At 68.8% G+C, this 20794-nt stretch carries 19 protein-coding genes and 1 pseudogene; 5 read left to right on the top strand and 15 right to left on the bottom strand.

What is annotated here, in order from left to right; all coding sequences use genetic code 11:
* The first annotated feature begins 185 nt into the window (after positions 1-185).
* From HCA44_RS08165 to HCA44_RS20960, 5 genes are read left to right on the top strand one after another with little or no spacing between them, the layout of a single operon-like run.
* The gene (locus tag HCA44_RS08165) at positions 186-638 is read left to right on the top strand and encodes an Asp23/Gls24 family envelope stress response protein (protein ID WP_169648030.1); all 453 of its coding nucleotides are present in this window, start codon (positions 186-188) and stop codon (positions 636-638) included.
* Positions 635-1021, top strand: a complete 387-nt coding sequence (locus HCA44_RS08160; protein ID WP_240945368.1) for a hypothetical protein — start codon at positions 635-637, stop codon at positions 1019-1021. The genes HCA44_RS08165 and HCA44_RS08160 overlap by 4 nt, the downstream gene beginning before the upstream one ends.
* A 5-nt stretch (positions 1022-1026) precedes the next feature.
* Positions 1027-1206 (top strand): DUF2273 domain-containing protein, encoded by a 180-nt coding sequence (locus tag HCA44_RS08155; protein WP_169648029.1) that lies wholly within the window; start codon positions 1027-1029, stop codon positions 1204-1206.
* Positions 1199-2164 carry an Asp23/Gls24 family envelope stress response protein gene (locus tag HCA44_RS21250; protein ID WP_169648028.1) on the top strand — a complete coding sequence of 322 codons (966 nt, stop codon included), beginning with the start codon at positions 1199-1201 and terminating at the stop codon, positions 2162-2164. The genes HCA44_RS08155 and HCA44_RS21250 overlap by 8 nt, the downstream gene beginning before the upstream one ends.
* Before the next feature lie 13 nt (positions 2165-2177).
* Entirely contained in the window at positions 2178-2801 is a 624-nt protein-coding gene (locus HCA44_RS20960) for an alkaline shock response membrane anchor protein AmaP (protein WP_240945367.1), read from the top strand.
* Between the two features lie 55 nt (positions 2802-2856).
* Here HCA44_RS20960 and HCA44_RS08145 read toward each other — a convergent pair.
* The 15 genes and pseudogenes from HCA44_RS08145 to HCA44_RS08075 all read right to left on the bottom strand — a co-directional run.
* Positions 2857-3747: pseudogene (locus HCA44_RS08145) on the bottom strand (acyltransferase family protein); the annotation flags it as partial.
* 187 nt (positions 3748-3934) lie between these two features.
* Positions 3935-5167, bottom strand: coding sequence for a glycosyltransferase family 87 protein (locus HCA44_RS08140; RefSeq protein WP_346764635.1), 1233 nt, complete (start codon positions 5165-5167; stop codon positions 3935-3937).
* A gap of 236 nt (positions 5168-5403) precedes the next feature.
* Positions 5404-6594 carry an elongation factor Tu gene (tuf, locus tag HCA44_RS08135; protein WP_169648027.1) on the bottom strand — a complete coding sequence of 397 codons (1191 nt, stop codon included), beginning with the start codon at positions 6592-6594 and terminating at the stop codon, positions 5404-5406.
* Positions 6595-6689: 95 nt separating this feature from the next.
* The gene (gene fusA / locus HCA44_RS08130) at positions 6690-8792 is read right to left on the bottom strand and encodes an elongation factor G (RefSeq protein ID WP_169648026.1); all 2103 of its coding nucleotides are present in this window, start codon (positions 8790-8792) and stop codon (positions 6690-6692) included.
* Between the two features lie 165 nt (positions 8793-8957).
* Positions 8958-9428, bottom strand: coding sequence for a 30S ribosomal protein S7 (gene rpsG / locus HCA44_RS08125; protein WP_169648025.1), 471 nt, complete (start codon positions 9426-9428; stop codon positions 8958-8960).
* Positions 9428-9802 carry a 30S ribosomal protein S12 gene (gene rpsL, locus HCA44_RS08120; protein WP_169648024.1) on the bottom strand — a complete coding sequence of 125 codons (375 nt, stop codon included), beginning with the start codon at positions 9800-9802 and terminating at the stop codon, positions 9428-9430. Before rpsL ends, rpsG begins: the two co-directional genes overlap by 1 nt.
* 400 nt (positions 9803-10202) lie before the next feature.
* Complete coding sequence (locus tag HCA44_RS08115; protein WP_169648023.1) at positions 10203-10751, bottom strand: DUF3558 domain-containing protein; 549 nt, start codon at positions 10749-10751, stop codon at positions 10203-10205.
* Positions 10748-11269: a DUF3558 domain-containing protein gene (locus HCA44_RS08110; protein ID WP_169648022.1), complete on the bottom strand. Its 522-nt coding sequence runs from the start codon at positions 11267-11269 to the stop codon at positions 10748-10750. Before HCA44_RS08110 ends, HCA44_RS08115 begins: the two co-directional genes overlap by 4 nt.
* Before the next feature lie 27 nt (positions 11270-11296).
* Positions 11297-11938 carry a TetR/AcrR family transcriptional regulator gene (locus HCA44_RS08105; RefSeq protein WP_169648021.1) on the bottom strand — a complete coding sequence of 214 codons (642 nt, stop codon included), beginning with the start codon at positions 11936-11938 and terminating at the stop codon, positions 11297-11299.
* 46 nt (positions 11939-11984) lie between these two features.
* Positions 11985-13175, bottom strand: coding sequence for an acyl-CoA dehydrogenase family protein (locus HCA44_RS08100; protein ID WP_169648020.1), 1191 nt, complete (start codon positions 13173-13175; stop codon positions 11985-11987).
* The gene (locus HCA44_RS08095; RefSeq protein WP_169648019.1) at positions 13172-14332 is read right to left on the bottom strand and encodes an acyl-CoA dehydrogenase family protein; all 1161 of its coding nucleotides are present in this window, start codon (positions 14330-14332) and stop codon (positions 13172-13174) included. Before HCA44_RS08095 ends, HCA44_RS08100 begins: the two co-directional genes overlap by 4 nt.
* Positions 14333-14390: 58 nt before the next feature.
* A complete protein-coding gene (locus HCA44_RS08090) occupies positions 14391-15179 on the bottom strand; it encodes a TIGR03084 family metal-binding protein (RefSeq protein ID WP_169648111.1) in 789 nt (262 codons plus the stop codon).
* A gap of 96 nt (positions 15180-15275) precedes the next feature.
* Complete coding sequence (locus HCA44_RS08085) at positions 15276-16121, bottom strand: MazG family protein (protein ID WP_169648018.1); 846 nt, start codon at positions 16119-16121, stop codon at positions 15276-15278.
* Entirely contained in the window at positions 16118-19768 is a 3651-nt protein-coding gene (mfd, locus tag HCA44_RS08080) for a transcription-repair coupling factor (protein ID WP_240945388.1), read from the bottom strand. Before mfd ends, HCA44_RS08085 begins: the two co-directional genes overlap by 4 nt.
* 190 nt (positions 19769-19958) lie before the next feature.
* A complete protein-coding gene (locus HCA44_RS08075) occupies positions 19959-20567 on the bottom strand; it encodes a TetR/AcrR family transcriptional regulator (protein WP_169648109.1) in 609 nt (202 codons plus the stop codon).
* Between the last annotated feature and the right edge of the window lie 227 nt (positions 20568-20794).

Below are 20794 nucleotides of genomic sequence, written 5' to 3'. Positions count from 1 at the left end.
CCACCACGGATGAATGACGGCCGACACAAACCGGCCGCTCATGTTCTCTGTCCTACCAGAGTCGCGGGTGAGGAGGAACACGGTGGGTCGGCGGACGCGTCGCGCACCACCGATCGTGGCCCGGATCATTACGCTTGGACACGCGCCGGGACGGGCGCGGTACATACCGATCGAGGAGTTGAACGATGACCGGCGATTCCGGCGGCGAGAACCGCATCGTATACGGCAGCGGTTCCCCGGGTCTCGTGAGCACGGAGGGCCGGACGATCATCGCCGATGCCGTGGTCGCGAAGATCGCCGGCATCGCGACGCGCGAGATCAGCGGCGTCTACGACGTCGGCGGCGGCACGGCCCGCGCGGTGGGCGCGCTGCGCGACCGCATCCCGGGTGCGCGGGTCAACCACGCCCAGGGAGTCGCGGTCGAGGTGGGCGAGAAGCAGGCCGCGATCGACATCGGCATCGTCGCGGAATACGGCGTCGCGCTGCACGAGCTCGCGGCCGGCATCCGTCGCAATGTCATCGACGCCGTCGAACGCATGACCGGCCTGGAGGTCACCGAGGTCGACATCACGGTCTTCGACGTGATGCTGTTCGAGGACGGCGAAGCCGTCGACGTCGACAAGCCCCGCGTGCAATGACGTCCCTGCACCACGACGCGACGCGCCTCGTCGACGACGTGGCCGCCGCGGTGCTCGCGGTGCCCGGTGTCGCGGCACTGCACGGCGGCGAATTCGGCGAGGTCGCGACGTACCTGCCGGGGCGACGCGTCACAGGAATCGTGCTGGGCGACGACGCGTGCCGCGTGCACGTCACCGTGCACTATCCGGTCGACGCCGTGGCCACGGCCGACGCGGTGCGCGATGCGGTCGCGCGTCTCGTCGGTGCGGTGCCCATCGAGATCACCATCGGCGACGTCGAGACGCCGCATGACACGGTCGACGTCGAGGCGCCGCATGACACAGCCGACGTCGAGGCGCCGCATGACACAGCCGACGTCGAGACGCCGGACGAGAAGGAGTGAGCGGGATGTCCAGTACGTCTGTGGGGTTGATCGTCGGGCTGTTGCTCGCACTCGCGGGGATCATGGGCGGCTTCAGCGGTTTCGTGTTCGCGGTACTGCTGGGTGCCGTGGGGATGGCGGTCGGGGCGCACCGCGACGGGCATCTGGACCTGGGCGCGATCCTCCGAAGCCGCGGCCGTGGTTGACGCCGACCCGGCGCACGCTGCAGATCCGGGATCGCGCGGCACGCTCACCGTCAAGGAACGGGTGGTCGCGAAGATCGTCGTCGGCGCGGCGCTGCAGGTTCCGGGCGTCGTGCGGCAGCTCGGCGGGCTCAACCGGCTCACCGGGCGGGATCTGCCGCGCGCCGACGTCACGGTGGGCACGGACGCGGTCGCGGTCAATCTCTACGTGAGCGTCGAGTGGCCGTGCCGTCTCGACGTGCTGACACGCCAGGTGCGCGACGGCGTCGAGCAGGACGTCGAGCATCTCACCGGCTTGCCGGTCCACGAGCTGAACGTGGTGGTCGCGAGCACGGCACCTGCTGCGGGGGCGACGGCCGATCACTCGGGCGACGACGTCGTTCCGGTCGTGCCGCACACGCCGCGCGCCGCGCCCGCCGCGATGCCGGCGGCAGTCGCGATCGCGGGCGCCGCGCTGGTCCTCGCCGCGGTCTGTGCGCGCGAGCTGCTCATCGTGCACGACGTCGTGGGCGGGGCACCGTGGGTGCGCAACACCGTCGAGTGGGCCGCGCGCCTGCACTGGTCGGACTGGATCATCCCGGTGATCGTGGTGTCGGTGGTGACGGGTCTCGTGTGTGTCGCCCTCGCGGTCAAGCCTCGGCCACGCACGCACGTGCCACTGCGGACGCCCGGGGCGCCCGGTGCGGACGGCAGCCGGAGCGCGGGGGCGGTCCCGATCGTGTGGGCGCGGCCCACTGACCTCGCGCGTGGCACGAGCAGCCGGGCGCTCGCGGTGCCCGGTGTCGACGCGGCCCGCACGACTGTCGACCGCAAGCGGGTGACGGTGCACGTGCGTGGTTCGGACGAGCCGGCGGCACACGTCGACGACGACGTCCTGATCGAGGCCGTCACCGATGCCGTCGCGCCCACGTTGGGGCTGCTCGAGGCGCAGCCGGATGTGCGGGTTCGGATCAAGCGGTGAGGAGGGAGTCGGCATGAGTCGGCGGGCGGCGGCGCTCAATCGGGCCATCGTGTTCGTGATCGGCCTGGCGCTGATCGGTGTGGGCGCGTACGCGGCGGCGTGGTACCTGCGGGTGCCCTTCGTGCGTGATCTCGTGGCGCGCTACGACCGCGTCCGCGTCGAGTCGGCGCCGCTGCAGGGGTGGTGGCAGTGGGCGCTGGCCGGCACGCTGGTCGTCGCGCTCGTCTTCGGTCTGGCGCTGGCGGTCGTCGACCTGACGCGCAGACGCACGTCGGCGGTCACCGTGACCGATCCGGCCACCGGTGCCGTCACGACGGTCGATCCGGGCGCGCTCGCCGATGGTCTGGCCGCGCAGCTCGCGCAGTTCCCGGGGGTGCACCGAGTGCGCGCGCGGGCGGTGCTCGAACGTGGTCTGCCGACGATGCTCGTGACTGTGTCGGCGGATGCGGCGCTCGACACCGTCGCGTTCACGGCAAGCGCGGAGGCACTTGCCCGGGGCGCGGCGCGGGCACTCGGCGGCGCGCGCGTGGCCACGCAAGTACTGCTGCATGTCGATCCGGCAGCACAGACCGAACACGGACAGACCGAGCGTGCGCACGTACCGCCTGAAGTGCCGGGAGCAGCGCGGGCTTCGTGAACAGCCAGCGCAGTCCGCATCGCATCGCGACGCGGTGCGCGGTGAGCGACGCCGCGACGGCGAACGCGGTGACCACGACGGGACCGAGCGGGATGCGTTGCGCGTCCACCAGATCGAGACCCGCGACGGTGAGCACGGCGACGAGTGTTCCGAACGCGATCTCGTGGAGCAGGAACACCTGCAGGGTGCGGCGGCCGAGTTGCTGCAGCGGCTCGGTGAATCGGTACCTCGCGAGCGTCGCGGCGACGAGGATGCCTGCCACGAGCCCGACGAGGGTGAGCCCGAAGTGCGCGAGCGAACTCGAACTCGCCACTGTGTCACGCACGAGCGTGTAGCCGCACACGAACACGAGCAGCGCGGTGGCCGCGCGCACCGGGGTGGCGACGGCGGCGACGGCATGCGCATGCACCGCGGCGTACGCACCGAGGAGGAAGAAGACGAACAGGCCCGCCATGTTGTGCCACGTCCAGCTGTCGAATGCGAGGTACGGCGACGCGACGGACAGCACGGCGGTGCCCACGAGCTGGACGACGGTGGGCACGTGCACGAGGGCCCGGGCCGCGACGGTGAAGACGGCGAGCGCGAAGATGAACCACATTCCGCTGTCGGGGATCACCATCGCCCTGATCGGCTTCCAGATGCTGCCCGCTTCCGCGGTACCGCTCGTGGCGGGAAACAGCGTGAAGTATGCCCACCGCAGGAACGTCCACAGCACGTACACGTACACGAGCGGCACCACGCGGCGGGCGAGCACAGCCCGCCACGGCAAGGCCAGCGTCTTGGCGAGGAACAGGCCCGACGCCAGGAAGAACAACGGCATCCGCACGGGCTGCAGGAGCGCGTTGAAATCGCTCCAGCGAGGATCGGCCATCTCGCGGCCGACCATGAAGTTGGTGGCGTGCAGCAACACGACGAGCGCGATGCAGGCGCCCTTCGCGACGTCCACCCACGCGTACCGAGGCCGCACCGAGCCGTGCACGGGACGGTCTGTGCGGTGGGAGGGCGAAGACACGGTGAGGCAATCCTGGAAGTCGGGAGCGGGGAACCGGGGTCGGGTGGGCCCGAGCGCCGAGCACCGCGAGCGACCTACATACTACCGTATGGTAAAGCGCAGGTAATGAATCGTGCGTGCATCAGGAGGCCGACACGAGTTCCGGCTCGGGAGTGTCGTCGACTCGGGCGGCGGGCTCGGGCACCGACTGCCGCAGATGCCGCTTCGTGGCGGCGACGACCGCCGCGATCAGCAACACGATGCCCATGATGCACTGCGCGTTGCCCACGAGTTGGCGCGCCGCGACGTCTACCCAATCCTGGGGATGCGTGTCGAAGGCGATGTGCGGCGCGATCCAGAACACGAGGATCGCGGCGCCGAGCATCGCCCGCCACGACCGATAGCGGGGCGCAAACGCGAGCGGCACGAGCAGCACACACCAGATCCAGTGGTGGGTGACCGCGAACGGCGCTGCGAGGAGTACCGCGAGCGCGACGACGCCGACCACCACGACGTGTTCACCCGCCCGGGTGAAGCACCAGCCCGCGTACACGGCGGCCGCGACGACGAGCGCCGCGAGGACGAGCCAGACGGCGTCGCGCAGGATGCCGTCGAGCCCCATGCGCGCGAGCATCCCGGTGATCGCCTGGTTGCGCGAGAAGTCGTAACCGCCCGCACGCTCGGACTTGAAGAACTCGGTGAGCCAGAACCACACCGACGCCTGCGGGAGGAACGCGAAGCCGATCGCAACGGTGGCCGCGAACGTGCCGGCGGCCCGGCCGATGGACGCGAAGTCGCGGCGCAGCAGGAAGACGAGACCGAAGGCCGCGGGGGTGAGCTTGATCGCGGCCGCGAGGCCGACACCCATGCCGCGCATCCTGCGCGGTAGCACGCCGAGACAGTCGGCGACGACGAGCGCCATGAGCACGAGGTTGATCTGTCCGAATCCGAAGTTCGAGCGGACGGGCTCGAGGAGGAGCGCGACCCCCAAGATCGCGCTCGCGATCACCCACGAGCGCGGGACCTTGAGCGCATTGAGCACGCGGTCGACGATCCACCACAGCAGCGCGAGGTTGACGACCGTCCACAGCACCTCGAGGGGATCGGACGAGATCCACGCGAGGGGCGCGAACAGGATTGCCGCGATCGGCGGGTAGATGAACCGGAAGCCGGACGTGCTCGGGAAGTCCGCCGAGTACAGCGGCTGCCCATGCAGGAATGCGCCACCGGCATCCCGGAAGACCGACAGGTCCATCAGATAGCCCGTGGCGGCGTCGTGGAGATAGGCCACCACGAGCGCGATGGAGACGGCGATTCCGCCGCCGATCCAGAGTTGTCGTGATCTGGCCCGAACCGCACCCATGATGCGCTGCACGCGTACGACCTCCCGATATCGACTTCGCGTTCCTCGATGCACGGTACCGGAGGGCGTAACGGCAGGTGGTCGGCATGCACGCAGGACCTGGACGAAACGGACGACTCGGATACGGGTCGCGTACCCGGCCACCGGCACGCTCCGGTACGACGGAGCGGCGCCCACCCCCCAGGTCGGGGATGGGCGCCGCTCCGTGTTCAGTGATGTGTCACACGCGGTGACTGTTCACGTCGAGATCACTTGATGATCTTCGTGACCTTGCCTGCACCGACGGTGCGGCCACCCTCGCGGATCGCGAAGCGCAGGCCCTCGTCCATGGCGACCGGCTGGATCAGCTTGACCGACATCTCGGTGTTGTCGCCCGGCATGACCATCTCGGTGCCCTCGGGGAGCGTCACAACGCCCGTCACGTCCGTCGTGCGGAAGTAGAACTGCGGACGGTAGTTGTTGAAGAACGGCGTGTGGCGGCCGCCCTCGTCCTTGGACAGGATGTACGCCTGGCCCTCGAACTCCGTGTGGGGAGTCGTGGTGCCCGGCTTGATGACGACCTGGCCGCGCTCGACGTCCTCACGCTTGATGCCACGGATGAGCAGGCCGACGTTGTCGCCCGCCTCACCCGAGTCGAGCAGCTTGCGGAACATCTCGATGCCCGTGACCGTGGTCTTGGTCGAGCCTTCCTTGATGCCGACGATCTCGACGTCCTCGTTCACGTTGATCACACCGCGCTCGATGCGACCCGTGACGACGGTGCCACGACCGGTGATCGTGAAGACGTCCTCGACCGGCATGAGGAACGGCTTGTCCGTCTCGCGAACCGGGTCCGGGATGGACTCGTCGACGGCGTTCATGAGCTCGAGGATGCTCTCGGCCCACTTCTCGTCGCCCTCGAGCGCCTTGAGTGCGGACACCTTGACGACGGGAGCTTCCTCGTCGAAGTCCTGGTCGGCGAGGAGCTCACGCACCTCCATCTCGACGAGCTCGATGATCTCGTCGTCGTCGACCATGTCGGCCTTGTTGAGCGCGACGAGGATGTAGGGCACGCCGACCTGGCGGGCGAGCAGCACGTGCTCACGCGTCTGCGGCATCGGGCCGTCGGTGGCCGCGACCACGAGGATGGCGCCGTCCATCTGCGCTGCACCCGTGATCATGTTCTTGATGTAGTCGGCGTGACCGGGGGCGTCGACGTGAGCGTAGTGGCGCTTCTCCGTCTGGTACTCGACGTGCGAGATGTTGATCGTGATACCGCGAGCCTTTTCCTCAGGCGCCTTGTCGATCATGTCGAACGCAAAGCTCTGGTTCAGGTCCGGGTACTTGTCGTGCAGAACCTTGGTGATGGCTGCGGTCAGCGTCGTCTTGCCGTGGTCGACGTGACCGATGGTGCCGATGTTCACGTGCGGCTTGGTCCGCTCGAACTTCGCCTTCGCCACTTTTGTGTCCTCCTGGACTGATTGTTGCTTGCGGTATGCAGCAGTGCGGTTGTTTTACTTTGTCGTGCAGACGCCGGCTCGGGAGAACCCCGAGACTATTCTCCGGTCGCCTTGGCGATGATTTCCTTCGAGACGTTCGAGGGAACCTCTGCGTAGGAATCGAACACCATGGAGAAGTTCGCGCGGCCCTGGGTCTTCGACCGCAGGTCACCGATGTAACCGAACATCTCCGAGAGCGGAACCAGCGCCTTCACGACACGGGCACCACTGCGTTCCTCCATGGCCTGGATCTGACCACGGCGGGAGTTGAGGTCGCCGATCACTTCACCCATGTAGTCCTCGGGCGTCGTGACCTCGACAGCCATGAGCGGCTCGAGAATGACCGGACCAGCCTTGCGGGCAGCTTCCTTGAGCGCCTGCGAACCGGCGATCTTGAAGGCCATCTCCGAAGAGTCGACGTCGTGGTATGCGCCGTCGAGCAGCGTGACCTTCATGTTCACCAGCGGGTAGCCGGCGAGCACGCCGTACTGCATCGCGTCCTGCGCACCCGCGTCGACCGACGGGATGTACTCGCGGGGCACACGGCCACCGGTGACCTTGTTCTCGAACTCGTAGGTCGCGCCGTCCTCGCCGACGAACGGTGCGAGGGCGATGATGACCTTCGCGAACTGGCCGGAGCCACCCGTCTGCTTCTTGTGGGTGAACTCGAGCTTCTCGACCGGACGCGTGATGGTCTCGCGGTACGCGACCTGCGGCTTGCCGACGTTGGCCTCGACCTTGAACTCACGCTTCATGCGATCGACCAGGATGTCGAGGTGGAGCTCGCCCATACCGCCGATGACGGTCTGGCCGGTCTCGTCGTCGAGCTCGACCGAGAAGGTCGGATCCTCTTCGGCGAGCTTCTGGATCGCGATGCCCAGCTTTTCCTGGTCGGACTTGGTCTTGGGCTCGATGGAGACCTGGATGACCGGGTCCGGGAACGACATCGACTCGAGGACGATGGGGTTCGCCTGCTCGCACAGGGTGTCACCGGTCGTGGTGTCCTTCAGGCCGATCATCGCGTAGATGTGGCCCGCGACGGCCTCGTCGACCGGGTTCTCCTTGTTGGCGTGCATCTGGAAGAGCTTGCCGATGCGTTCCTTCTTGCCCTTCGTGGCGTTGAGCACCTGGGCGCCCGGCTCGACACGGCCCGAGTAGACACGGACGAAGGTGAGCTTGCCGAAGAAGGGGTGTGCGGCGATCTTGAAGGCGAGCGCCGAGAAGGGCTCGTCCTTCGAGGGGCGACGCGACATCTCGTCTTCTTCGTTGCCCACGGCGTGGCCGAGGACGTTGCCGATGTCGAGCGGGGTCGGCAGGTAGTCGATGACCGCGTCGAGCATGGGCTGGACGCCCTTGTTCTTGAATGCGGAGCCGCAGAGCACCGGGTAGAGCTCGGAGTTGACGGTCATCTTGCGAATCGCGCCCTTGATCTCGTCGACCGTGAGCTCTTCGCCTGCGAAGTACTTCTCCATGAGCGCTTCGTCGGACTCGGCGACGGTCTCGAGCAGCTTCTCGCGGTACTCGGCGGCCTTGTCGGCGAGATCGGCGGGGATCTCCTCGATGGTCGGCTCGGCGCCGATCGCGACGGTGCCGCGCCAGGTGATCGCCTTCATCTCGACCAGGTCGACGACGCCGTCGAAGGCATCCTCGGCACCGATCGGGAGCTGCAGGACCAGCGGCTTCGCGCCGAGGCGGTCGATGATGGTCTGCACGGTGAAGTAGAAGTCCGCGCCCATCTTGTCCATCTTGTTGACGAAACAGATGCGCGGAACGTCGTACTTGGCAGCCTGTCGCCAGACCTGCTCGGACTGGGGCTCGACGCCCTCTTTGCCGTCGAACACGGCAACGGCGCCGTCGAGCACGCGCAGCGAGCGCTCGACCTCGACGGTGAAGTCGACGTGGCCAGGGGTGTCGATGATGTTGATCTGGTTGTTGTTCCAGAAGCAGGTGACCGCGGCGGACGTGATCGTGATGCCGCGCTCCTTCTCCTGTTCCATCCAGTCGGTGGTCGAGGCGCCATCGTGCGTCTCACCGATCTTGTAATTGACACCGGTGTAGTACAGGATGCGCTCGGTGGTGGTGGTCTTGCCGGCATCGATGTGCGCCATGATGCCGATGTTGCGGACCTTGTTCAGGTCGGTCAGCACTTCCTGTGCCACAGGACTCTTCCCCGCTCGTTGCTCGTGGTTCGGGCTTCGGCCGGTCCTGGGTTCGGACGTCGGCCGGATTTCTTCGAAATGTGTGTCGCCGGCCCCGTGGGGCCGACCCGTGACGGACGCCGGGGCGCACGCGCGATCAGGTGCGCGACGCCCCGGCGACCTGCGTCACCAGCGGTAGTGGGCGAACGCCTTGTTGGCTTCGGCCATCTTGTGGGTGTCCTCGCGACGCTTCACCGCGGCGCCGAGACCGTTGCTCGCGTCGAGGAGCTCGTTGGCGAGACGCTCGACCATGGTCTTCTCGCGACGCTGGCGCGAGAAGGTGACCAGCCAGCGCAGTGCCAGCGTGGTGGAACGGCCGGGGCGGACCTCGACGGGCACCTGGTAGGTGGCGCCACCGACACGGCGGCTGCGGACCTCGAGGGCCGGCTTGACGTTGTCGAGCGCACGCTTGAGGGTGACGACCGGATCGGTGCCGGTCTTCTCGCGTGCCTGCTCGAGCGCGCCGTAGACGATGCGCTCGGCGGTGGACTTCTTGCCGTCCAGCAGGATCTTGTTGACCAGCTGGGTCACCAGCGGCGAACCGTAGACCGGGTCGTTGATGAGCGGACGCTTCGGAGCGGGGCCTTTACGTGGCATCAGCTCTTCTCCTTCTTCGCGCCGTAACGGCTACGGGCCTGCTTGCGGTTCTTGACACCCTGGGTGTCGAGCGAGCCGCGGATGATCTTGTAGCGCACACCCGGGAGGTCCTTCACACGACCGCCACGCACGAGCACCATCGAGTGCTCCTGGAGGTTGTGGCCCTCACCCGGGATGTAGGCGGTGACCTCGACCGAGGTGGTCAGGCGCACACGCGCGACCTTACGAAGAGCCGAGTTCGGCTTCTTCGGCGTGGTGGTGTACACACGCGTGCACACGCCACGGCGCTGCGGGCTGCCCTTGAGGGCCGCGGTCTTGACCTTGGCGGCCTTGTCGCGGCGGCCCTTGCGGACCAGTTGGTTGATGGTTGGCATAAACCGGCTTTCTCGTTCGTGAACAGACTGCTCGAGACAAGCAACCTGGCTGTTCTGAAATTAGGGATCCAGCAGTTGAGGCAAGAGAGCTGCTGCCTCTCACCCGCCCAGGTCGTACGCACTCGCGCGCACCCCAGGGTCGGGCGTGTCGCATACCCCCACACAGGCAGCCGGATGCTCGTTCCTGCAGCGACCTGCATGAACGCGCACGGCACTACCTAGCTAGGCACACAGTTCGGCCCGGACATGGCCGGACACGACCCTCAACGATACCCGGCGGCGAGCCGGATGGTCAAAGTGGGTCGAGCGCGCTATGGAGGCCCGAGCCCAGGTCCCCGGGTGCGGAGGCCTGCGTCGGAGCCGGATCGCTGCCACTGTACGACACCGCACGCGCGAGGCGTCAGTTGCTGACGTCCACGGTCAGCTCGGCGAGCTTCACCACCGCGTCGCACGGATCGACGGGCGATGCGCCCTTGTACTGCACCCACCATCCGACGACGCCGTCGCTCGGCGAACCGAGAGTGATGCCGCACGAGGCAGGATCCGCGGGCTGGGTGAGCACCAGCGCGCGTCTGCCCTGCACAGTGGTGTCGCTGACGGTGTAACCGAGGCGGGTGTTGGTCTGTTCCTCGGTGTCGAGGCTGCCGGTCTCGAACCAGTCGAAGGTGACCTTCGCGGCGGCTCCCGCGCCGATCGAGTCCCATCGGCAGATCGCACCGAAGAATCCCCGGAGTACCTGGTCGGCACCGATCACCTCGGCGATCTGCTGGTCCGCGACGGCGTCGCACTCCTCGAGCAGATCTGTGTACCGGTCACCACCGGCCGAGCCGGCCACGGTGGGTGTGCCGGTGATCGTGCGACCGCAGCCGCCGAGGGTGGCGGCGAGCGCGACGACCGCTCCGCAGACCACGAGCCGGATCCCGTGGCGCCTCGTGCCGCCGCCCGTCATTTCGCAGACCTCGAGACCGAAAGCTCCGCGAGCTCACGCGCGACGTCGCACGGGTCGGCCGTCGGGATGAACCCGTTGTAGGTGACCGACCAGTGGACGAAGTCGCCGCCGAACTGCACGCCGAGTTCGCACAGATAGTCCTCGGCCGACGCGAGGAAACCAGGATTGCCGTCGATCGAGATGTCTTCGGCGGGCCTGCCGATCAGGTCCGAGCCGGCGCGCTCGCGGCCGATCGGGCTGCCGCGATACCACGAGAACGTGACGCTGGGCCCACCGACGCCGCCGCTCTCCCACTCGCATCCGACCGAGTTGCGGGTGACGTCGGTGAAGGGCGGGACGGCGAACGCGCGGGCGACCTCGTCGTCGGTGACCGAGCCGCACTCGCCGAAGAAGGGGCCGGGGGGTGTCACCTCGCGCACCGGGGCGGGCGGGGGCGGCGCGGGCGCGTCGTCGCCCGAGCCGCATGCCGCGACAGCGAGGACCGCGGCGGTGACGACGACCACAGCCAGCGAACGCACGGGCGCGACTCTACCGAGTACCGACGCTCAGCGCGCGCCCGCGCTCGACTGTGCCCCGGCACCGGAGGCGGCGCGGTGACGGCTCAGCGAGTCGTCGAGCTCGGCCGCCCACTGCCGGACGATCTCGGTGCGGCGCCTCGAGTCGTCGGTGAGCAGGTCGGCGAGGCCGAGGCCGCGAGCGAGATCGAGAGTCGCCTGCACGAGCCGGTGCGACGCGGGATCGCTGTCGTCGACGCCGAGCTGCTCGACGGCAGTGCGATGCGCGACGCGGCCGAAGCGTTCTTCGAGGGGCACGATCCGGTCGCGCAGTTCGGAGTCGGCGGCCGCGGCCGTCCACACCTGCAGTGCGGCCTTGAACAGGGTCCCCGTGTAGTACTCGAACAACTGCGCGACGACGGCCTCGGTGCGCCCTTCGCCGTCGGGCAGCTCGCGGGCACTGCGGCGCGCGTCGTCCATGCGTGCGTCGAACATGTACTCGAGTGCCGCGGTGATGAGGTCTTCGCGGGTCGGGAAGTGATGCTGTGTCGCACCACGTGAGACGCCTGCGCGCGCCGCGACCACCGCGACCGTCGTCGCGGCCCACCCGTGCTCGGCGAGGCAGTCGATCGTCGCCTCGAGCAGATGACGGCGGGTGGCGCGACTGCGGTCTTGCTTCGGTTCCCGTTTCACGTCCGGCATTCTCCCCTGGGCGCTCGCGTCGGACCGGGCGGTGGTGTCAGTACGACTTCGGGAGCCCGAGCGAATGCTGGGCGACGAAGTTGAGCACCATCTCGCGACTGACCGGAGCGACGCGCCCGATGCGGGCCGCGCCGAGCATCGCGGCGAGTCCGTACTCCTCGGTGAGCCCCGCGCCGCCGTGGGTCTGGATGGCCTGGTCGAGCGCCTTGATGCTGACCTCGGCGGCGGCGTACTTCGCCATGTTCGCCGCTTCCGCGGCGCCGAAGTCGTCGCCACTGTCGTAGAGCACGGCGGCCTTGCGCATCATGAGCTCGGCGAGCTCGAGTTCGATCTTGATCTGCGCGAGCGGGTGCGAAAGACCTTGGTGGGCCCCGATCGGCGTCTTCCAGACGGTGCGTTCGCGGGCGTACCGTACGGCGGCGTCGAGCGCGTAGCGGCCCATGCCGATCGCCATCGCCGCGCCGAGGATCCGTTCCGGGTTCAGTCCCGCGAACAACTGCATGAGTGCGGCGTCGGGCTCGCCGACGAGTGCGTCGGCGGGCAGCCGGACGTCGTCGAGGAAGAGCATGAACTGGTGATCGGGTTCGACGATGTCCATCTGCATCTGCGTGCGATGGAAGTTCTCGGCGTCGGTCGGCACGATGAACAGCGCGGGACGCAGCTTTCCGGTCTTGGCGTCCTCGGTGCGCGCGACGATCAGCACGGCGTCGGCCTGGTCGACGCCCGAGATGAAGATCTTGTTGCCGCGCAGGATCCAGTCGTCGCCGTCGCGACGGGCCGTCGTGGTGATCTGGTGCGAGTTCGATCCCGCGTCGGCCTCGGTGATGCCGAACGCCATGATCTTCGAGCCGTCCGCGAGACCGGTGAGCCACTGTGCGCGTTGCGCGTCGGTGCCGTACTTGCCGATGATCGTGCCGCAGATTGCAGGCGAGACGACGACGAGCAGCAGGCCCGCGCCGTGCGCCGAGAGTTCCTCCTGCACGAGCGCGAGTTCGTAGATGCCCGCTCCCCCGCCGCCGTATTCTTCGGGCAGGTTGACCCCGAGGAAACCGAGTTTTCCTGCCTCGCTCCACAGTTCGGTCAGCGGTTCGCCCTTGCGGGCGTGCGGGAGCACGTAGTCGGTGTAGTTGTAGCGGGCGCCGAGTTTCGACACCGCCTCGCGCAGTTCCCTGCGTTCGTCGGACTCGACGAAACTCGTGTCGACTGCCTTGGTGCCTGCGTCGGTCATGCCTGATACCCCAATCGTTTCGCTGCCAAGCCGGTGAGGATTTCGGTGGTTCCACCGCCGATACCGAGGATCCGCATGTCGCGGTACTGGCGTTCGACTTCGCTCTCGCTCATGTAGCCGAGGCCGCCGTGCAACTGGACGGCCTGGTTCGCCACCCATTCGCCCGCCTCGACCGCGGTGTTCTTCGCGAAGCACACCTCGGCGATCAGGTCGGCGTCCCCCGCGGCAGCCCGTTCGACGACGCGGCGGGAGTACACGCGTGCGACGTCGATACGGCGGGCCATCTCGGTGACCGTGTTCTGCACCGCCTGCCGCGCGATCAGCGGTTTACCAAAGGTCTCGCGAGCGCGCACCCACTCGAGGGTGAGGTCGAGGCACCGCTGCGCGCTCGCGTAGGCCTGCGCGGCGAGCGCGATGCGTTCGGCGACGAATCCCTGTGCGATCTGCACGAATCCGGTGTTCTCGGCGCCCACCAGATTCTCCACCGGAACATGTGCGTCCACGAACGACAGCTCCGCGGTGTCGGAGGCGCGCCAGCCCATCTTGTCGAGCTTGCGCGAGACCTCGAATCCGGGTGTGCCCTTCTCGACGACGAGCAGCGACACGCCCGCCGCGCCCGGCCCGCCGGTGCGCACCGCGGCGACGACGAAGTCCGCGCGGCAACCCGACGTGATGAACGTCTTGGCGCCGTTGACGACGTAGTGGTCGCCGTCGCGCACGGCGGTCGTGCGCAGGTGTCCGACGTCGGAGCCGCCGCCCGGCTCCGTGATCGCGAGCGACCCGATGGTCTCGCCTGCCAGCGTCGGCCGTACCCAGCGATCGATCTGTGCGGCGTTGCCCGCCGCGATCAGGTGCGGCAACGCGATGCCGGACGTGAACAGGGACGCGAACACGCCGCCGGATCCGCCGGACTCGTGGAACTCCTCGCACACGACGAGCGGGTCGACCATGTCGCCGCCGGATCCGCCGACCGATTCGGGGATGCCCGCACCGAGGAGCCCGAGTTCGGCTGCACGCACGTGCAACTCGCGCGGGATCTCGCCGTCGCGTTCCCACTCGGCGAGTGCGGGCAGCACGTGCCGCTGGACGAATCCGCGCACGGTCTTGCGCAACTCCTGTCGTTCGGGTGTCGCCCACACGCCGGTGTCGATCGCCATCACACGTACCTTTCCGTCTTGCTGTGTTCGCTGGGTCGGTTGATCGGGCGGTGTCGGGTCATCGCGTCCCCGGATCGCGTCCCCCGCCGGGCGGACCCGCGAACGCCTGGGCCAACGAGAGCCATTCGTCGGCCTCGGAGCCGGTCGCGTGGAGCGTGAGGTCGTCACGATGGGCGCGCTGCGTCACGAGCAGGCAGAAGTCTTCGGCGCTACCGCTGACCCTTTGGTCGGCGTCGGCCGGACCCCACGACCACACACCGCCGTCCGGCGCGGTGAGCTCGATGCGGAACTCGTTCGGTGGCGGCGTCTTTCCGTGGACCGCATACGCGAAGTCGCGAGTACGCACGCCGAGATGCGCGACGCTCTTCAACCGCGCGGTGGGCACCCGGTGTACGCCGAGCGAATCGGCGACGTCGAGCCCGTGCGCCCACGTCTCCATGAGCCGCGCGGTGGCCATCGAGGCGGGCGACATCGGCGGCCCGTACCACGGCACCTTGTCGCCCTCCGGCACCGCGGCGAGGGCGCCGGCGAGCGCGTCGCGACCGGCGCGCCATCGTACGAGCAGATCGGCGGGCGACGACCGCGCGTACTTCTCGGCCGCACGGTCGACGAAGCCGTACGGATCGCTCGCGGCTGCCTCGAGTTCGCGCGCGAAGGCGTCGGGGTCGGTGGCCGCGACGAGCGCCGCCTCGTCGGTCCACGCGAGGTGGCCGATCTGGTACGCGACGGTCCAGCCCGCCGCGGGCGTGGGCGTGGCCCACGCAGCGGGTTCGAGGTGTGCGACGAGCGCGTCGAGCGACGCGCTCTCGGCACGCAGGTCGTCGAGAACGGATGTGAGCCGCGACATACGCCACAGCTTCACAGCACCCGCCTCAAAAATCAAGCACGCATGCTTGGTTTTTTCGAATCCTGGCGCCGGCACCGCACAGCAGGCGGCCGACGATCAAAGGTAGCGGCGCCAATCGTCGGGCGTCAGCGCGGTGAGCCCCTCGGCGCGCGCCGCGTCCTCGGCGCGCCGCACGCGGTCGGCGAACTCGCGGATGTCTTCGCGCAGCCGCCGCTCGGCACGCTCGACGTCGTCGGCCCCCTCGGGCAGCGCGGTGGGCACGAGATCGCCGGGCACACCTGCCCTTGTCACCCGTTCGATCACCTTCGCAGCGAGCGCCGCCGCCGGTTGGCTCCGCGCGACGCCGTCGAGCGACGACGCGCGCGCCTTCTCCGCGGCCTTGCGCTCCTCCCACGCGCGTTCCTGTTCCGCGACGTCGATCGGGCCCGTCGCGTCGTCGGCGAGGTGCGGGCTGCGGTGCACGAGTTTCGCGACGAGTTCCGCCGCGACGTCGTCGACCGTGAACTGCCCCGACGACTCGGCGATCCGCGAGTGGAACAGCACCTGCAGCAGCAGATCGCCGAGTTCCTCGCGCAGGTGTTCGGGCTCGTCCTCGTCGATCGCGTCGAGCACCTCGTAGGTCTCCTCGACGAGATAGTGCGCGAGGCTGCGGTGTGTCTGGCTCACCTCCCAGCCGCCGAAACCCCACAGTCGATCCATCACGGTGACGGCCTCGAGCAGGCTGTCGCCCGGTGCGACCGGTGCCGCGATCACCTCGCCGTCGTGGCGCGCGGCGGCTGTCCGGTCGGTGGTGACCAGTACGTCGGATTCCGGGTTCTCCGTGAGCAACTCGCGTACCGACGGTGGCACGTCGTCGGCGAACCGGACACCACCCGCGACGACGCCGAGCGCGCGCATCGGCAGCATCGTGGGGCGGGCCGGATCGAGCACCACCACCGTCATGCGAACTGCACGTCCATCGCCACCGCACCCGCGGCCTTGCCGTCGAGGGCGAGGATCAGGTCGGCGATGTACTGGAGCAGTTCGGTGTCGCGCACACGGTCGGCGCCGATACCGCCGCCTCCGGCACGCGGCACCGGCAACTGCACCATGCCCGTCGTCGCACGGTACTGCGCACTCGGATAGATCCGCTTGAGCCGCATCTGTTTCGAGTCGGGCAGCTGCATCGGCGCGATCTTGATCTGCGTGCCGACCACCGAGATCTCCTCGAGCCCGTACTCACGCGCGAGCAGCCGGAGCTTCGCGACCGACACGAGCCGGCGCACTTCCTCGGGCAGCGGGCCGTAGCGGTCGACGAGTTCGTCGACGACGCCACGCAATCCGTCGTCGTCTCCTGCCGACGCGATCTTGCGATAGGCCTCGAGCCGCAGCCGGTCGCTCGTGACGTAGTCGGGCGGAATGTGCGCGTCGACCGGCAGGTCGATGCGGACCTCCTTGGGCGTCTCCTCTGCCGTGACGGGTCTGCCGTCGGCCACCGCGCGGTACGCCTCGACCGCTTCGCCGACCAGCCGGACGTAGAGGTCGAAGCCGACGCCCGCGACGTGCCCGGACTGCTCGGCCCCGAGAACATTGCCTGCGCCGCGGATCTCGAGGTCCTTCATCGCGACGGCCATACCCGCGCCGAGGTCGGAGTTCTGCGAGATGGTGGCGAGTCGGTCGTAGGCGGTTTCGGTGAGCGGCTTCTCCGGCGGATACAGGAAGTAGGCGTATCCGCGCTCACGCGAGCGGCCGACGCGGCCACGCAACTGGTGCAGCTGCGACAGGCCGAGTGTGTCGGCGCGTTCGACGATGAGAGTGTTGGCGTTCGAGATGTCGAGACCGGTCTCGACGATCGTGGTGCACACCAGCACGTCGAACTCGCGTTCCCAGAAGCCCTGCACGGTCTTCTCCAGCCGCTCCTCGTTCATCTGACCGTGCGCGACGACCACGCGCGCCTCGGGCACGAGATCGCGAATACGCTTGGCGGCCTTGTCGATCGAGCTGACCCGGTTGTGCACGTAGAAGACCTGGCCGTCACGCAGCAGTTCGCGCCGGATCGCGGCGGCGACCTGCTTGTCGGCGTACGCCCCGACGTACGTGAGGATCGGGTGCCGCTCCTCGGGCGGCGTGAGGATGGTGGACATCTCGCGGATGCCCGCCATGCTCATCTCGAGGGTGCGCGGGATGGGCGTCGCCGACATCGTGAGGACGTCGACGTGGGTGCGCAGCGCCTTGATGTGTTCCTTGTGTTCGACGCCGAACCGCTGCTCCTCGTCGACGATCACGAGGCCCAGATCCTTCCAGCGCACACCCGTCTGCAGCAGGCGGTGGGTGCCGACGACGATGTCGATCTCGCCGTCCGCCATGCCCTCGACGATCTGCCGCGACTCGGCGGGATCGGTGAAGCGCGACAGTCCCTTCACGGTGACCGGGAACGCCGCCATGCGTTCGGTGAAGGTCTGCAGGTGCTGTTGCGCGAGCAGTGTGGTGGGTACGAGCACCGCGACCTGTTTGCCGTCCTGCACGGCCTTGAATGCCGCGCGCACCGCGATCTCCGTCTTGCCGTAGCCGACGTCGCCGATGACGACGCGGTCCATCGGAACCGGCTTCTCCATGTCGCCCTTGACCTCGGAGATGACGGTGAGCTGGTCCTGCGTCTCCTGGAACGGGAAGGCGTCCTCCATCTCCTTCTGCCACGGGCTGTCCGGAGCGAAGGGGTGGCCCGGCGCGGCCTGACGCGCCGCATACAGCTGCACCAGCTCGCCCGCGATCTCGCGAACAGCCTTGCGCGCCTTGCGCTTCGTGTTCGCCCAGTCGGATCCGCCGAGTTTCGACAGCGCGGGCATCTCGCCGCCGACATAGCGCGAGAGCTGATCGAGCGACTCCATCGGCACGAACAGGCGGTCGCCGGGGTGGCCGCGCTTGCTGGGTGCGTACTCGATGACGAGATATTCCCGCCGCGCGCCGCCGACCGTGCGCTCGACCATCTCGACGAATTTGCCGATGCCGTGCTGATCGTGCACCACCATGTCGCCCGCCGTGAGCGCGAGCGGGTCGACCTGATTGCGCCGCTTGGCAGGCAGCCGCTTGCCGTCGCCCGGGGCCGCGACGCGATTGCCGGTCAGGTCGGCCTCGGTGACGACGACCGTGCCGGGCGTCGCGTCGTCGCCCGCGAGGACGATGCCGTCGTGCAGCGAACCGCACATCACTGCGACCTGGCCGCGGGGCGGTTCGGTGCCCGGTTCCGTGCGGGCGGCGGGCACCTCCGCCTCGCTGAGCCGCTCGAGGATGCGCTGTGCGGTACCGGAGCCCGCGAGCACGATCGCGGCGCGACCGCCGGTGGTGACGTGCGCACGCAGCGACACGAACAGCTCGCCGAGCAGATCCTCCGAGCCGCGCACCTGGGGTGCGGGCGAGACCGCCAGTTCGAGCTCGTCGCCGCTGCCCGACGACAGCGGCGACACCGTCCACCACGGACGCCCCGCGGCCTCCGCGGAGTCACGGACCTGCCGCAACGACCGGTAGGCCGACGCGGCGAGGTCGATGCCGCCGCCGTTCAGCTCCGACGTGTCGAGCGGTGCCTCGGCCCCGATCGACGCGGCCGTCCACGACGCCTCGAGGAATTCCTGACCCGTGCGCGCGAGATCGGACGCGCGGGTGCGGACCTTCTCGGGATCGACGACGAGCACGTGCGTCGCGGCGGGCAGGACGTCGGTGAGCAGTTGCAGTTCACCCTGGCGCAACACCGGCAGCAGGGCCTCCATGCCCTCGACCGGGACGCCACCCGCCATCTTGTCGAGCATTTCGACGAGCGCCGCGTCGGCCGGATTGTCGCGTGCGAGCTGCGCGGCACGGTCGCGAACGTCCTCGGTGAGCAGCAGCTCGCGGCAGGGCGGCGCGACGACGAGCGGCACGTCGATCTCCGGGATCGAACGCTGGTCGGCCACGGAGAACGCGCGCATCTCGGTGACCTCGTCGCCCCAGAACTCGACTCGCACCGGGTGGTCGGCAGTGGGCGGGAACAGGTCGAGGATGCCGCCGCGGACCGCGAACTCGCCGCGCTTGCCGACCATGTCGGCGCGCGTGTAGGCCATCTCGACGAGCCGTGTGAGCAGCTCGTCGAAGTCGAGTTCGGCGCCCACGCGCAGGACGACCGGCTCGACCTCGCCGAGCCCGGGCGCCATCGGCTGCACGAGCGAGCGCACCGTGGTGACGACGACCCGCAGCGGTGGGCCGTAGGTGGGATCGTCGGGCCGGGCGAGGCGGCGCAACACCTCGAGCCTGCGCCCCACGGTGTCGGCGCTCGGCGACAACCGCTCGTGCGGCAGCGTCTCCCACGACGGGAACTGCGCGACCCCGGCGCCGAGCGTCTCGCGCAGCTCGGTCGTGAGGTCGTCGGCTTCGCGACCGGTGGCGGTGACGACGAGCAGTTGCTCGCGCTGCGCGAGCGCTGCGGCGACCCACGTGCGCGCGGCGGGTGGGGCGACGATGTCGAGCGTGGGTGCGCCGACCGCCTCGACGACGCCCGCAAGGGCCGGGTCGGCCAGCGCCACCCGCGTCAACCCGGCGAGCGGCGCCTCGACGTCCGCCTGAGAGATGGTGGAAACCAGCCCCGGTGTCGGAACTGGATCTGTTGACTGAGCGGACAAGAACGCACACTCCTGGTCTGCGGTGACTGCTGGCGGCCGTGACCGTCTGCGGCGCTGCTCGATCTTTCGAACTTGGGCGCCGTGAGGCGCCGGGGACCGCCGAAAGGCCTGTTCGAGTGTACTCGCGGCGGCCGACGCCCCGGGCGTGGCGTCAGTGCCCGGATCCGCGCGACTCCCCCAGCTGCGGATCGGCCTCGAGGTGCGTGAGCCCGTTCCAGCACAGGTTCACCAGGTGTGCGGCGACGACCTCTTTCGACGGCGAGCGGACGTCGAGCCACCACGTGGCGGTGGTCGACACCATCCCGACGAGTGCCTGCGCGTACAGCGGCGCGAGATCGGGATCGAGGTTGCGGCGCGCGAAGTCGCCCGCCAGGAGGTAGGCGACGGAGTTGATCGCCTCGTTGAGCAGGCTCGAGTACGTGCCGTCGGGTGCGGCGACCGGCGAGTCGCGCACCAGGATGCGGAAGCCGTCGGTGTGTTCCTCGACGTACGTGAGCAATGCGAGCGCGACCCGCTCGACGCGCACGCGCGAGCGGTTTCGTGAGAGCGCGCCGGACACCGCGTCGTCGAGCCGGGACATCTCGCGGTCCACGACCACCGCGTACAGACCTTCCTTGCCGCCGAAGTGCTCGTACACGACAGGCTTGGAGACGTTCGCGCGGTGAGCGATCTCCTCGATCGACGCGGCCTCGTAGCCACGTTCGGCGAAGATCGCCCGTCCGATCCGGATGAGCTGTTCGCGGCGCTGCGTACCGGTCATGCGCGTGCGTGCCGGGCGGGCGATCGCGGCGTCCTGCACGGCCGGGCGGTCGGCCGGGTTCTCGCGTCGAGACACCGCGCGGTCCTCCTTCGAAGGTCGGGCTCCGGCACGGGCGGGTGTGCCGGTCGAGCTCCAGGCTATCGACACGCGAGGAAAGCCTTCGCCACCCGCGAGGGAGATCTTCGCCGGAGCGGTTCGACCGCGGGTGGGTCGTCGTGCGAGTATTC

It is taken from the genome of Rhodococcus sp. HNM0569 (assembly GCF_012726205.1).
Lineage (GTDB): Bacteria > Actinomycetota > Actinomycetes > Mycobacteriales > Mycobacteriaceae > Rhodococcus_F.
Note: the sequence above shows the minus strand (reverse complement) of the source record. Positions and strands in the feature narration are given on the sequence as shown.